This window comes from Bacillus altaicus (genome assembly GCF_042136375.2).
Classification (GTDB): domain Bacteria; phylum Bacillota; class Bacilli; order Bacillales; family Bacillaceae_G; genus Bacillus_A; species Bacillus_A cereus_U.
The window spans coordinates 3,848,020-3,860,875 of the sequence record NZ_CM143394.1 but is presented as its reverse complement, the minus strand read 5'-3'; the positions used below and the strand labels follow the sequence as shown (position 1 = coordinate 3,860,875).

Below are 12,856 nucleotides of genomic sequence, written 5' to 3'. Positions count from 1 at the left end.
AGGTAGTAAATGATAGGAATCTATTGACGAAAGAGTACCTATTGCGTAAAATATAATCTTGTTGCTTAAAAACGAATAACGTGGTTCGAAACCATCCCACGTAAAAAAACTAAGGAGATTTTGTCATGAATATAAGGACATTAGTCGGTAATGGTATTTTAGCGGCATTATATATTGCTGTTTCTATGCTTATTCAGCCATTTGGCTTTACCAGTGTACAGTTTCGTATTTCAGAGATGTTTAATCATCTCGTTGTATTCAATAAGAAAGCAATTTACGGGATTGTATTAGGTGTATTTTTAACGAATCTCTTTTTCTCACCTATGATCGCTTATGATTTAGTATTTGGAGTAGGGCAATCCATTCTTGCATTACTTGCAACTATTATTTCTATGCGCTTCATTAAAGGTGTTTGGGCTCGTATGATTTTTAATACAGTTATTTTTACAGTCACAATGTTTATGATTGCAATTGAACTTCATCTTGCGTTTGATCTGCCATTTTTATTGACATGGCTAACTTGTGCAGTTGGTGAATTTGTTGTAATGGCAATTGGTATGCCTGTAATGTACTGGATTAATAAGCGAGTGCAATTTGAAAGATTTATGCAATAGATGAAAGAGCTGTCCTTACTTAGGATGGCTCTTTTTGTATGTGATTAAATTGTATATAATACTGTGACTCTTGATAAAATATAATAAAATAAATATAAGAAGTCTTATAAAAGGGGAATCTAGTATGAAATATAAAATACATTGGTTGTATAAAACGAAGCGTGGTTTACAAACTGAATTAACAACAGATTATATGAATATAGAAGAAGTGCTTCAATTTGCGGAGGATTTTGAGAAAACAGGTAGGGTGAAAGAACTTTTATTTTACGATGAAATGGATGCAGAATGGTCATTAAAAGAAATGAAAAAACTGAGTAAGCAAGTGGAGGAAGATCCTCAAGAAATTCAAGTTTATTTTGATGGTGGTTATGATGTGCAGACGAAAGAAGCTGGGGTTGGCATATGTGTATACTACAAAAAAGGAAATACAAATTATCGAATTCGTCGCAATGCATACATAGAAGGCATATATGATAATAACGAAGCGGAGTATGCTGCATTATTATACGGGATGAATACACTCGAGGAATTAGGAATTAAATATGAAGCAGTTACACTTCGTGGAGATTCTCAAGTTGTACTGCAACAATTAGCCGGTGAATGGCCTTGCTATGATGAACATTTAAATCATTACTTAGACCAAATTGAACAAAAAGCGAAGCAAATGAAATTAAAACTTGTTTGTGAACCGATATCTAGAAAACAAAATAAAGAGGCACATCAATTAGCAGCGCAAGCATTAGAAGGGACGACAATTGATAGTCATAAAGAAATAACCGAATAGAGAGGTGCACACGTGAAGAAGAAGCAACTCATTACAGAGGTAAATGACTTATTAGAAACGTATTGCGGAGGGTGTTTCCTGCAGGAACATAATCGGAAAAATCATAGTAAATACTATGCCCATTCTTTTTGTATACGGCAATGTACGGTTGGAGAGAAGTTGAAAAAGTATGGGGAGCAATTGTCATAAAAAAAACATCCAGAGAATTTTCTCTGGATGTTTTTTAGTGCTTCGCTTCGTGTAATTGATGCTCGCATTTACTTAATTTTTTTTCTTCATTCATTAGAAATGGCTCATCTAAATCCGTTGCAACGGATTTCATGACTTCAAGCTGAGAACGAGCCGATTCTACTGCAGTAGTGGCATGCTCTAATGTGTCTGGATCCATTGAAATTGTTGCAGAACCTACCATTTTTTGTGCAGTTTCTACACGGAATTTTACTTCTTCAAAATCATTTACATGTGACCCCATTGTTATTGCCTCCTTTGGATTTTGCGCATTTCACATAGTTTTTGCTCTGTAAAACGGAAATATACAAAGGAATAACAAAGGAGGTTACCAAGTAAGGTAACCTCCTGTCATATGTGGGATTAAAGTTTTGCTACGTTAGCAGCTTGAGGTCCACGGTTTCCTTCAGTAATGTCGAAAGATACTTCTTGACCTTCCTCTAAAGCTTTGTAGCCGTCGCTTTGAATAGCAGAGAAATGTACGAATACATCTTCAGAGCCTTCCATTTCGATAAATCCAAAACCTTTTTCATTGTTAAACCATTTTACTTTTCCTTGCATGTCACAATTCCTCCTAAAAACGATTCCTTTTTTCATTTAGTGAAATTCATTTTAAAAAATAATATAAATAAAAAATGCTATTTTCTCGAATATTCTGCTAAATGATTAATTTAAATATACACGAATTGGTAGAATTTAGTCAAGTAAGCGCTTTGAAATCTTTGTATTTTTAAAAAGGTATAGGACAAGCCGAGTATGTAATATTCTTAAGTGAATGCTGTACATAATGAGGTGAAAGAATGGATGAGTCTTATTTATTAGATAATGAAGGAATGAAAAATAGAGGCGACATACCGAATTGGGTTGCAAAAGAATTTCAAAATTTTTCGAGTGTCGTGTTAGAACCAACTTTTCCGTGTTATTTCGGTTTAACAGCTTTGAAAAAGAATGAACTTCGTTATTCATTTCTCTCTCATAATGATTGGGGGCATTTACCCAATACAATGTTATCTTTTTTAGAGTTAATGAGAGAGCGGCCGATTGTAAGAAGGGGCTTTTTTCTTTTTGTGGAACCGGAATGTGAAGAAAAATCAATCGAATATTATCGAGATTATTTTTGGAAAGTACTACAATATTTACATGAACAAGATAATCAATTATGGCCAAAGCAAATCCCGAAAAATCCAGAGCATTATTTATGGGAATTTTCATTTGGTGGTGAACCAATATTTGCATTTGGGAATGCGCCAGCTTATAAACAGCGAAAGACTAGGCATTTAGGAAATTCTCTCGTTATTGGATTCCAGCCACGAACTATTTTCGATGGCTTAGAAGGAGATCGTCCTAAAGGTTCGTATTCAAGACAAATGGTCCGTGAACGAGTTGAAAAGTGGGATCAGTTGCCGAAACACCCTAACATTAGTCACTACGGCGATCCTAATCATCGTGAATGGAAACAATATTTCATAGGGGATGATATTGAGCCGATTAAAGGTAAATGTCCTTTTCATCATAGAGTAGAGAAATAAGAGCCATCAACAGGATGGCTCTTTTGTATATTTTGGATAAAAAAGGGTACTGTATTAGTGAATAATTTTTATGAAAGCTAGTCTATTTTCTATATTTACATCATTACTTAATAGTAAAAGAAGTAGAAAGGATAGAGCGATGTTTGGAGCAATTATACAACAAATAGTATTAGGTATTTCATTAGCTGCGCCTGTAGGTCCGATTAATATTGAAATGTTAAAAAGGGGAATTGAACGTGGATTTTGGCATGCATGGATTGTTGGAATTGGAGGAATGACTGCTGATATTTTGTTTATGCTTCTTATTTATTTCGGTTTATCTTCTGTGTTTATGTATACATATGTACAAGCTTTTATGTATTGCACTGGGTTTTTCTTGTTGTTTTATTTAGGGTTTCAAAGTGTGAAACAAGGAATTTCTCACTCTAATATGGAATATAAACAAGAAGAGATAGGTGGACTTAAACAATCTTTTATGGCAGGATTTTTTATCGCGATATCCAATCCATTAAATCTCGTTTTTTGGTTTGGCATATACGGAAGTACACTTAGCTCTTTGCTTACAAAAGTAACGAAACAAGAAGCTTTTTTGTACAGTCTTTGCATTATTGTTGGTATTATTTTGTGGAACTTAAATATTGCTTTTTCTGTACATTTCGGAAGAACTTTATTAAAGCAAAAAGCACTTGGCTATATTACAGCCGGAGCAGGTATTATTTTAGTAGGATATTCTATCCATTTTGCATACAAAGCTTTACAGTTGTTCATATAAGATTGAAGGGGAGATTTTTATGTATCGAACCACTATTGACGGAAAAGAAATTATCATCACTTTAGCACCAAAAATCCGAAAAGAAATTACTGATAGGAATCCACTATATGAAGCGGTATTTAAAAATGCAGCAAGGTTGCTGCAAACGAAACAACCAACGTTTGCGGTAAACCATGAAGTATTTGGGCTTATTATTGGAGAAGTACAAAGGGGTGAAGTAACAGTGTTTGCAGTAGAACACATTATCCCAAAGCAAAATATATTTGGTCCGAACACTTTTTTCTCGACAATAGAACAGCAGGCAAATTTGTAAAGTGAATAGAATAAGAATAAAATAGAAAAGAAATAGTCGTAACGATATGTTGCGGCTGTTTTTGTGGAGAAGGGGGAAGAAAGATGAAGAGAGTGGTAAAGGAGTTCTTTTTGCAACATGATATTGTTATTATGTATAGTGTTCTATTAATTTTTATCCTTATTTTAAAAATGCAATTTTTTACATGGATCGGTATGTTAGCGTGTCTGTTTGGGATTGTTTTTTATACGCTTAACGAATATATGACACATCGTTTTTTATTCCATTTAAAGCCGCCTAAAAACGCACTTTTATTAAAAATGTTAAGAAGATTACATTATGATCATCACGTCTATCCAGATGATTTAAAACTTTTATTTTTGCCTGTATGGTTTAGTATACCTAGCTTTACTATCTATTTACTTATATCATATGGTATTACAAAAAGTGTTACTGTTACACTTTCATTTGGAGTCGGAATGATTATCATGCTCCTCGTTTATGAATGGAAACATTATATTGCACATAAACCGATTCGTCCCTTCACTAAGTTTGGAAGATGGCTAAAAAAACAGCACATATTACACCACTATAAAAATGAAAAGTTTTGGTTTGGTGTTTCAAATCCAGTATTCGATTTTATATTTGGAACGCTTAAAGATGGAAAAGACGTTGAATTAAGCGAAACAGCTCGTAATTTAGAAAAGGAGACAAAGACAGAAGTAGTGCGATAAGCACTATTTTTTTTATCCCGCTATTTGCGAGCAGTAAGACTCCCACCTCAAAATTCGGCGAATACGAAGAAGTTAGGTAGGAGTCATGCTGCCCGTAACCCCCCCACGCTGATTAAAGTTTCACTTTATTCTGTTTTAACGGGAATAAAAGTTTAATCGAATCAATCAAATTTTATGTTAAAAAAGTATATTGAAAATTTAAGAGAAAATGACGAAAAATGTCTATCGAAAAATCTTTGCAGGAATGTACGGATTGTCTAAAATAAAAATAAGTTTCTGAATATTTGCAAGATTTATTCTTTTGGTATACAAGGGTAAATTGTATTTTAAGTTAAGAGAGGGGACCAGAGAATGAAACGAGATGATACGTCAGCACGTAAGTTACAAAGTGAGGTGAATTATACAGAAGTTGTTCAGTCTGAAGAGTTTCAATTGTTATTAAATACAAAAAAGAAGTTTATCATTCCGATGAGTATTTTCTTTTTAAGTTTTTTTATTACATTACCTATTTTAACATCGTATTCAAAGGTACTTAATACACCGGTATTTGGTGATGTTACATGGGCGTGGGTATTTGCTTTTGCGCAATTTATAATGACATGGGCATTATGTATGATTTATAGCAAAAAAGCAGAATCCTTTGATGAAATCTCGCAAAAAATTCTGCAAGATATGCAAAAAGGGAGGGGCTGACTTTGAACACAACCGCTTTTGCACTATTTTTAATTATCGTCCTCGGTACACTCGTTATAACCTATTTTGCATCGAAAAAAACGAAAAATGCGAGTGAATTTTATACGGCTGGCGGGGGATTAACTGGTTGGCAAAATGGTCTGGCTATTGCTGGGGATTACATGTCTGCTGCGTCATTTCTTGGCATCGCCGGAGCGATAGCTTTAACAGGATTTGATGGGTTCTTTTATAGTATAGGTTTCTTAGTTGCTTACTTAGTTGTATTGTACCTAGTTGCAGAACCGCTTAGAAATTTAGGGAAGTACACGTTAGCGGATATGATTGCGGCGCGTTTTGATGCGAAAAAGGTTCGCGGTATTGCAGCGCTTAATACGATGACGATTTCAATTTTTTATATGATTGCACAATTAGTCGGTGCGGGTGCACTTATTAAATTATTATTAGGTATCGAATATACAACATCTGTATTAATCGTGGGTACACTTATGACTGTTTATGTTATTTTTGGAGGAATGACAGCTACAAGTTGGGTACAAATTGTAAAGGCTGTACTACTTATGGCAGGTACATTTATTATTTCTGTTATCGTTTTCTCCAAATTTAATTTCAGTGTGACAGAAATGTTCGCTCAAATGAAAACAGCTACTCCATTGAAGGAATCATTTTTAAATCCAGGAGTAAAGTATAAAGATGGTCTGGATACACTTTCTTTAAATTTAGGACTAGTTCTTGGTACGGCAGGATTACCGCATATTCTTGTCCGCTTTTTCACAGTACGTGATGCAAAAACAGCACGTCAATCAGTAGTGTACGCTACGTGGTTAATTGGAGCATTTTATATTATGACGATTTTCTTAGGATTTGGTGCGGCGGCTTTTGTAGGGAATGAGGCAATTATTCAGGCAAATCCAGCCGGTAATATGGCAGCACCGTTATTAGCTAAAGCGTTAGGTGGCGATTTCTTATTCGCATTCGTATCGGCGATTGCTTTTGCAACAATTTTAGCTGTAGTAGCAGGTCTTGTATTAACAGCGGCTTCCGCATTTGCTCATGATTTTTATAACGAGATTATTTGCAAAGGAAAATCAACGGAAAAAGAACAAGTTTCAATGGCTCGTTATGCGTCTATTGGAGTAGCGATAGTATCTATTATACTTGCTTTATTTGCGCAAACATTAAACGTAGCATTTTTAGTATCACTAGCATTTGCAGTTGCAGCGAGTGCAAATTTACCAGTTATATTATTTACAATATATTGGAAGCGCTTTAATACAACGGGTGCAATTTGTGGTATGATCGTTGGTCTTGTATCAGCAATTGTTCTTGTTGGGTTAAGTCCAAACGTTTGGAATCCTGTGGTAGGGAAAGCTATATTTGTTGGAGAGGCGATATTCCCATATACGACACCTGGAATTGTTTCTATTCCGCTTGGATTCCTTGCAGCATATTTAGGAACTGTTTTCTCTAGTAAGAAAGAAGATGCAGCAAAGTTTGATGAAATTCTTGTGAAATCCAATACTGGTCATGGTATTAGTGATGCTTCTTCACATTAAAAAAAGAGGAGCTTTTCGAATTAAAAGAAAAGCTCCTCTTTCTTTTGGAATTTTCTTATAAATATTACTTTATTTTTGGTAGGATTTGTCTTGTGTTTGTGGAATGAAAATAGGCAGGGAGAAATTTAACTCATTATGGCACCAGCGCAGCTTTGTGAAAAATAAGTTGTTATGGAAGGTGGAAGAAATGATGAAGACAAAACAAACCGATGAATTATTAGCAAAAGATGAGCAATATGTTTGGCATGGAATGCGTCCCTTTAGCCCGAGTAGTACAATGGTAGGGGCAAAAGCAGAAGGGTGCTGGGTTGAAGATATAAAGGGGAAAAGATACTTAGACGGTATGAGTGGTCTTTGGTGTGTGAATAGTGGATACGGAAGAAAAGAGCTCGCAGAGGCAGCTTATAAGCAATTGCAAACATTATCATACTTTCCGATGTCACAATCACATGAGCCAGCAATTAAGCTCGCTGAAAAGTTAAACGAGTGGCTTGGTGGAGAGTATGTTATATTCTTCTCTAATAGTGGATCAGAAGCGAATGAAACAGCTTTTAAAATAGCAAGACAATATTATGCTCAAAAAGGTGAACCGCATCGTTATAAATTTATGTCACGTTATCGTGGTTATCACGGAAACACAATGGCAACGATGGCAGCGACTGGACAAGCACAGCGTAGATACCAATATGAGCCATTTGCGTCAGGGTTTTTACATGTAACGCCTCCAGATTGTTACCGCATGCCAGAAATGGAATCGCAAAATATTTATGATGTAGAATGCGTAAAAGAAGTAGATCGTGTTATGACATGGGAATTAAGCGAAACAATAGCAGCATTTATTATGGAGCCAATTATTACAGGCGGAGGTATTTTAATGCCGCCACAAGACTATATGAAAGCTGTTCATGAAACGTGTCAAAAACACGGTTCGTTACTTATTAGCGATGAAGTTATTTGTGGTTTCGGGCGTACAGGAAAAGCATTTGGATTTATGAATTATGACGTTAAGCCTGATATCGTTACGATGGCAAAAGGTATTACGAGCGCATACTTACCATTATCAGCAACAGCTGTGAAAAAAGAAATTTATGAGGCATTTAAAGGAACAGGGGAATATGAATTCTTCCGTCATATTAATACATTTGGTGGAAATCCAGCGGCTTGTGCATTAGCGCTTAAAAACTTAGAGATTATGGAAAATGAAAATTTAATTGAGCGCTCTGCCCAAATGGGTTCACTTTTATTAAATCAATTAAAAGAAGAAATTGGGGAACATCCGCTTGTTGGTAATATTAGAGGGAAAGGGTTATTAGTTGGAATCGAACTAGTAAATGATAAAGCGACGAAAGAACCAATTGATAACGACAAAATTGCAAGTATTGTAAATGCTTGTAAAGAAAAAGGACTTATTATTGGGCGTAACGGTATGACAACAGCGGGGTATAATAACGTTTTAACATTAGCACCGCCACTTGTTATTTCAAGTGAAGAAATTGCTTTTGTTGTTGGAACGTTGAAGACAGCGATGGAACGTATTTAATAAATAGAACGAGAGGAGCGAGCTGTAATATAAGGCCCGCTTTTGTTTACTAGGAGGAGCTTTTAATGGAGAAATATGATCCTAACAAACATTATCACATCGGATATTATGAAGACGGATATGATTTAGAAGTGACAGCGTACAAAAGAATAAATGAGCCAGTTTGGGATGCTTATATTCCAAAATATGAGGCAGACGATTTTTATAAAAAGGTGGAGGAAATGAAACTTGGGGAATATATAGATGACTATGGCATAAAAGTATATTCATTTCGTGATGATATCGATGATGAAGAAGCACGAACTATTTTTGAAAAATGGTTAAAGACGAATGAGATTGTTTAAAGGTGAAACGAAAAAGGAGATTGCTATCTTATAAGATAGCAATCTCCTTTTATTATAGTAAACTTATTTACTTGCTTTCATTGCTTTATCTTTTGCACCAAAAGTGTATTTTAACATTGGTGGTGTAATCATCGTAGTTAAAATAACGACAATAACGATTGCTGTAAAGTAATCTTGTGCTAATAGGCCAGAAGAAAGTCCTGTTCCTGCGATGATAAGTGCAACTTCACCACGAGAGACCATACCAGCACCGATAATTGCAGAAGACTTTGCATCAAATCCAGTGATTCGTGCACCGAATCCACAACCGATTAGTTTCGTTAATACAGCGATAACTGTTAATGCTAAGATGAACCAAATTTGATCACCAATACCGTCAAATGTAATATTCATACCGATACTAACAAAGAATACTGGAACGAACATAGCGTAAGCAATTGGTTCTACTTTCTTTTCTACTTCATGTTTGTAGTTCGTTTGAGAAATAGCGATACCAGCTGCGAAAGCACCGATAATACCAGCAATTCCTAATAATTCGCCGAAGTATGCGAATGAGAAACAGATGATAAGTGCTGCGCTAACGATAGACTCAGATACGCGTAGTGGTGATAACCAACGCATAATCGCTGGAACACCTTTCCATCCGATTAAAATAATAGAAGCAAAGAATACTACTTTCTTCAAGATAACCATTGTTAAATTCACATCATCTGTACCTAAGAAGCTCATTGCGAATGCTAATAAAATAACAACCAGAATGTCATCAAATACAGCTGCTCCAAGCATTGTTGTACTTTCACGTGTTTTCATCTTACCTAAATCGCGAAGTGTTTGAACGGAAATACTAACACTTGTCGCACATAGAAGTAATCCTAAAAAGACAGCGTTCCCTTGTTCCATGCCCATAACAAGACCGGCAACGTAACCACCTACAAATGGAAGAACGATACCTCCAATTGCGACTGCTAAAGAAGAATTACGGTTTTCATTTAATTCTTTTAAGTCTGTTTCAAGTCCAGCCATAAACATTAAAAGAATAACCCCGACATTACTTAATTGCGTTAGAAGTTCTGAATTCTCAATCCAACCTAATAAAGCTGGACCGATAACGATACCGACAATTAATTTACCCAGTACAGAAGGTTGACCTAATCTAACACTAAGGTCACCAGCGAGCTTTGTACTTAATAAAATAAGTGCAATTTGAAAGAAAAATTCGAATTCCATCTAATCCTCTCCTCATCATTTTTAGTTTTATCATACGATTTCTCGGAATTTGCCTAATGAAAATATGTAAAAAACCATTAAACAAAGGGTCTGATTACAAGTTCTTTTGAACTCGTAATTTGAACCTGTAATTAATATATAATAAAATTTACTAAAAATCAATGAAAAAATAGCAGATTTTCATGATAGGATTCGATTTAGGTATGGAGGGAATCACTATATAATAAGAAGAAATAAGGCTACATTTTTAATGAATTGGAGAAGGGCATATGTTATTAAATAAACGTTTTACAATTGGGGAAATGGCAAAAATGCATAATATAGCGGAATCTACATTACGTTATTATGATGAGAAAGGGATTTTTCATCCGTCAATTGTGGACCCGCAAACGAATTATCGCTATTACACAATTGATCAGTTTTCACTATTAGACACGATTAAATTTTTACGCCAATTGAATATCCCGTTAAAGGAAATAAAGAAATATATTGATGAACGAAATCCGTCTTATGCGCTGAATTTACTTGAAAAACAACAAGAAATGATGCTGAAAAAGCAAAGAGAAATCGAGTATGCTTTGGCAAAAATGGAACATAAAATCCATTTAATGAAGAAAGCGACGGAATCAGAAGCGAATCAAATTATTTATAAAACGATACCGAAGCGAAAAATAACAGCGATTGCAGTTGCACCAAATACAACGGATGATATGTTTGAATATTATATCCATTCGCTACAAAAAAATATGAAGCAAATTGATAATAGTTTATTTTCTGGAGATATCGGTGTAACAGTTTCCAAAAAAGCATTACTTCAAAATGAGTTTCAAGCATATAACAGTGTGTTTATTTTATTGGATTACATGCCTTTTCAATTGCATACCTCAGATGAAATAAAAGAAGGGATATTTGCTTGTTCTTATCACCATGGACCATATGAAGAAACAGACGCAACGTATACGAAATTATTAAAGCATATTGATAACGAAGGATACGAAGTATGCGGAGATGCGCTTGAGCTTGCGTTAATTGATTGGTCTGTAACAGAAAACCCGAAGGAGCAAGTAACGGAAATTCAAATACCTGTTGTTAAAAAATAGGCTTATATATTTTTCGATTCTCTATTGACCTTCAAGTAACTTGAAGGTTTAAACTGTGAACAGAGCATTGAAAAAGGAGCATTTATATGATGGAAACAACAGAAAAATTAAGAGAAAAACCTATTAAAAGTTTATTTATCACTTATTTAATACCAGCTGTTCTTGGGATGGTATTAATGTCGGTTAATATTGTGATTGATGCGGTCATGATTAGTAGAGGAGTTGGAGCGAACGGTTTGGCTGGAGTAAACGTAGCTATTCCAGCGTTTTCAATTTTCTTTTCTATTTCATTATGGATTGGAATGGGCGGAGCAACGTTATATTCCATTGCACTAGGGGAAAATAAACTGGAAAGAGCAAGGTCTATTTTTACTCAATCTATGACAGTGGCAGTTATTATCGTAGGTGTTTTAGCGGCTATTTGCTTATGGAGAATAGAAGATATAGCATATCTATTCGGTGCAAATGAAGTGATTTTGCCATATGCGTTAGACTATTTACAAGTGTTATTAACATTTGGAATGATATACGTTTTAGAAAATATTTTAAGCACATTTATACGAAATGACGGAAATCCTAATTTAGCAATGGCAGGTCTTGTCGTAACAGCTGTATTGAATATTATCTTTGACTATATCTTTATCTTTATCTTTGGATGGGGCGTAACAGGTGCTGCCTCAGCAACTATTCTTTCGGCGGCAATTGGTTTCCTTGTATTATTAACTCACTTCTTTAGAAAAAGTAGTGTTTTAAAGTGGACGAAATTCCATTTTGAATGGGATACGGTTAAACAAATTATGGTGATTGGTTTCCCAAGTTTTACAACTGAGATTACAGTAGCGATTGTAACGGTTGGTTTTAATATCGCTTTTGTTCAATATGCAGGAGAAGTAGGTGTCGCTTCTTATGCGATGGTCAATAGTATTCATGCAATGACATTATTATTGTTCTTCGGTGTTGGAGCCGCATTACAACCTATTGCTAGTTTCCACTATGGTGCAAATTTACCAGAAAGACTGCGTGAAGGATTACGGTTAGCTGTAAAAACTGCAGTTGTACTCGGAGGCGTAGCAATTGTTGTCGGTTTATTCTTCGGGAAATATATAATTGGTTTGTTTGATGTTCAATCCCCAGAACTATTGGAGTTAACGTTAACAGGTATTAGTTTATTCTTTATCCAATATGTATTTTTAGGCTATAACATTGTGTATGGAGAGTATTTCCAATCAGTGCGACAAACGACAAAATCAGTTCTTATTATTTTGAGCCGTGGTTTACTATTTATTATTCCATTGTTATGGATTATGCCGAAATTATTTGGTGTAAATGGAATTTGGCTCGTTATGCCAGTAGCGGAAATATTGACAGCAATCATTGTATTTACGATGAATCGTATGAAACATCCTGTTCCATTAAACTTGGCAGGAAAGAAAGAAGAAATATAGT

The 12,856-nt window shown here is 35.0% G+C and carries 16 protein-coding genes and 1 riboswitch; of the genes, 13 read left to right on the top strand and 3 right to left on the bottom strand.

Annotation, left to right across the window (positions count from 1 at the left end):
- The first annotated feature begins 74 nt into the window (after positions 1-74).
- Positions 75-119: riboswitch (PreQ1 riboswitch) on the top strand.
- A gap of 6 nt (positions 120-125) precedes the next feature.
- The 3 genes from ACE38F_RS19955 to ACE38F_RS19945 all read left to right on the top strand — a co-directional run bounded on the left by ACE38F_RS19955 (position 126) and on the right by ACE38F_RS19945 (position 1,587).
- Positions 126-614, top strand: coding sequence for a QueT transporter family protein (locus tag ACE38F_RS19955; RefSeq protein ID WP_002011909.1), 489 nt, complete (start codon positions 126-128; stop codon positions 612-614).
- Positions 615-738: 124 nt separating this feature from the next.
- Positions 739-1,398: a ribonuclease H family protein gene (locus ACE38F_RS19950; protein ID WP_215555825.1), complete on the top strand. Its 660-nt coding sequence runs from the start codon at positions 739-741 to the stop codon at positions 1,396-1,398.
- Positions 1,399-1,410: 12 nt separating this feature from the next.
- The gene (locus ACE38F_RS19945) at positions 1,411-1,587 is read left to right on the top strand and encodes a zinc-finger domain-containing protein (protein WP_002011906.1); all 177 of its coding nucleotides are present in this window, start codon (positions 1,411-1,413) and stop codon (positions 1,585-1,587) included.
- A gap of 34 nt (positions 1,588-1,621) precedes the next feature.
- Here the strand turns inward: ACE38F_RS19945 and ACE38F_RS19940 are convergent, their stop codons facing one another.
- Together ACE38F_RS19940 and cspB are read right to left on the bottom strand one after the other, a co-directional pair.
- Complete coding sequence (locus tag ACE38F_RS19940; protein ID WP_002158521.1) at positions 1,622-1,870, bottom strand: DUF2564 family protein; 249 nt, start codon at positions 1,868-1,870, stop codon at positions 1,622-1,624.
- Between the two features lie 119 nt (positions 1,871-1,989).
- Complete coding sequence (gene cspB, locus ACE38F_RS19935) at positions 1,990-2,187, bottom strand: cold shock-like protein CspB (protein WP_002011904.1); 198 nt, start codon at positions 2,185-2,187, stop codon at positions 1,990-1,992.
- 239 nt (positions 2,188-2,426) lie between these two features.
- Here cspB and ACE38F_RS19930 point away from each other — a divergent pair, with 239 nt between their 5' ends.
- From ACE38F_RS19930 to ACE38F_RS19895, 8 genes are all read left to right on the top strand, one after another.
- Entirely contained in the window at positions 2,427-3,155 is a 729-nt protein-coding gene (locus ACE38F_RS19930) for a YqcI/YcgG family protein (RefSeq protein ID WP_002158520.1), read from the top strand.
- Positions 3,156-3,294: 139 nt separating this feature from the next.
- Positions 3,295-3,927 carry a LysE family transporter gene (locus tag ACE38F_RS19925; protein WP_016104364.1) on the top strand — a complete coding sequence of 211 codons (633 nt, stop codon included), beginning with the start codon at positions 3,295-3,297 and terminating at the stop codon, positions 3,925-3,927.
- A 19-nt stretch (positions 3,928-3,946) separates the two neighbouring features.
- Positions 3,947-4,240: a hypothetical protein gene (locus ACE38F_RS19920; protein ID WP_002011898.1), complete on the top strand. Its 294-nt coding sequence runs from the start codon at positions 3,947-3,949 to the stop codon at positions 4,238-4,240.
- Positions 4,241-4,323: 83 nt separating this feature from the next.
- On the top strand, positions 4,324-4,953 hold the full coding sequence (locus tag ACE38F_RS19915; RefSeq protein WP_016104365.1) for a sterol desaturase family protein: 630 nt from the start codon (positions 4,324-4,326) through the stop codon (positions 4,951-4,953).
- Positions 4,954-5,304: 351 nt separating this feature from the next.
- Positions 5,305-5,646: a DUF485 domain-containing protein gene (locus tag ACE38F_RS19910; protein WP_215555829.1), complete on the top strand. Its 342-nt coding sequence runs from the start codon at positions 5,305-5,307 to the stop codon at positions 5,644-5,646.
- A 2-nt stretch (positions 5,647-5,648) separates the two neighbouring features.
- Positions 5,649-7,199, top strand: coding sequence for a solute symporter family protein (locus ACE38F_RS19905; protein ID WP_215555830.1), 1,551 nt, complete (start codon positions 5,649-5,651; stop codon positions 7,197-7,199).
- 190 nt (positions 7,200-7,389) lie between these two features.
- The gene (locus ACE38F_RS19900; RefSeq protein ID WP_375369755.1) at positions 7,390-8,739 is read left to right on the top strand and encodes an aspartate aminotransferase family protein; all 1,350 of its coding nucleotides are present in this window, start codon (positions 7,390-7,392) and stop codon (positions 8,737-8,739) included.
- 65 nt (positions 8,740-8,804) lie between these two features.
- A complete protein-coding gene (locus ACE38F_RS19895; protein WP_002201090.1) occupies positions 8,805-9,083 on the top strand; it encodes a DUF3986 family protein in 279 nt (92 codons plus the stop codon).
- A 63-nt stretch (positions 9,084-9,146) separates the two neighbouring features.
- Here the strand turns inward: ACE38F_RS19895 and ACE38F_RS19890 are convergent, their stop codons facing one another.
- Positions 9,147-10,310: a cation:proton antiporter gene (locus ACE38F_RS19890; protein WP_375369754.1), complete on the bottom strand. Its 1,164-nt coding sequence runs from the start codon at positions 10,308-10,310 to the stop codon at positions 9,147-9,149.
- Between the two features lie 269 nt (positions 10,311-10,579).
- Between ACE38F_RS19890 and ACE38F_RS19885 the strand changes: the two genes are divergently transcribed.
- Together ACE38F_RS19885 and ACE38F_RS19880 are read left to right on the top strand one after the other, a co-directional pair.
- A complete protein-coding gene (locus ACE38F_RS19885; RefSeq protein WP_002158512.1) occupies positions 10,580-11,410 on the top strand; it encodes a MerR family transcriptional regulator in 831 nt (276 codons plus the stop codon).
- Positions 11,411-11,496: 86 nt separating this feature from the next.
- Entirely contained in the window at positions 11,497-12,855 is a 1,359-nt protein-coding gene (locus ACE38F_RS19880) for an MATE family efflux transporter (RefSeq protein WP_375369753.1), read from the top strand.
- The last annotated feature ends 1 nt before the right edge of the window (position 12,856 follow it).

What these genes read in the sequence shown, in the direction of transcription:
- ACE38F_RS19900 (WP_375369755.1), top strand. Translation starts at nt 7,390, where the DNA reads ATGAAGACAAAACAAACCGATGAATTATTAGCAAAAGATGAGCAATAT.
- ACE38F_RS19880 (WP_375369753.1), top strand. Translation starts at nt 11,497, where the DNA reads ATGATGGAAACAACAGAAAAATTAAGAGAAAAACCTATTAAAAGTTTA.
- ACE38F_RS19930 (WP_002158520.1), top strand. Translation starts at nt 2,427, where the DNA reads ATGGATGAGTCTTATTTATTAGATAATGAAGGAATGAAAAATAGAGGC.
- ACE38F_RS19940 (WP_002158521.1), bottom strand. Translation starts at nt 1,870, where the DNA reads ATGGGGTCACATGTAAATGATTTTGAAGAAGTAAAATTCCGTGTAGAA.
- ACE38F_RS19885 (WP_002158512.1), top strand. Translation starts at nt 10,580, where the DNA reads ATGTTATTAAATAAACGTTTTACAATTGGGGAAATGGCAAAAATGCAT.
- ACE38F_RS19920 (WP_002011898.1), top strand. Translation starts at nt 3,947, where the DNA reads ATGTATCGAACCACTATTGACGGAAAAGAAATTATCATCACTTTAGCA.
- ACE38F_RS19910 (WP_215555829.1), top strand. Translation starts at nt 5,305, where the DNA reads ATGAAACGAGATGATACGTCAGCACGTAAGTTACAAAGTGAGGTGAAT.
- ACE38F_RS19915 (WP_016104365.1), top strand. Translation starts at nt 4,324, where the DNA reads ATGAAGAGAGTGGTAAAGGAGTTCTTTTTGCAACATGATATTGTTATT.
- ACE38F_RS19955 (WP_002011909.1), top strand. Translation starts at nt 126, where the DNA reads ATGAATATAAGGACATTAGTCGGTAATGGTATTTTAGCGGCATTATAT.
- ACE38F_RS19950 (WP_215555825.1), top strand. Translation starts at nt 739, where the DNA reads ATGAAATATAAAATACATTGGTTGTATAAAACGAAGCGTGGTTTACAA.
- ACE38F_RS19895 (WP_002201090.1), top strand. Translation starts at nt 8,805, where the DNA reads ATGGAGAAATATGATCCTAACAAACATTATCACATCGGATATTATGAA.
- ACE38F_RS19925 (WP_016104364.1), top strand. Translation starts at nt 3,295, where the DNA reads ATGTTTGGAGCAATTATACAACAAATAGTATTAGGTATTTCATTAGCT.
- cspB (WP_002011904.1), bottom strand. Translation starts at nt 2,187, where the DNA reads ATGCAAGGAAAAGTAAAATGGTTTAACAATGAAAAAGGTTTTGGATTT.
- ACE38F_RS19890 (WP_375369754.1), bottom strand. Translation starts at nt 10,310, where the DNA reads ATGGAATTCGAATTTTTCTTTCAAATTGCACTTATTTTATTAAGTACA.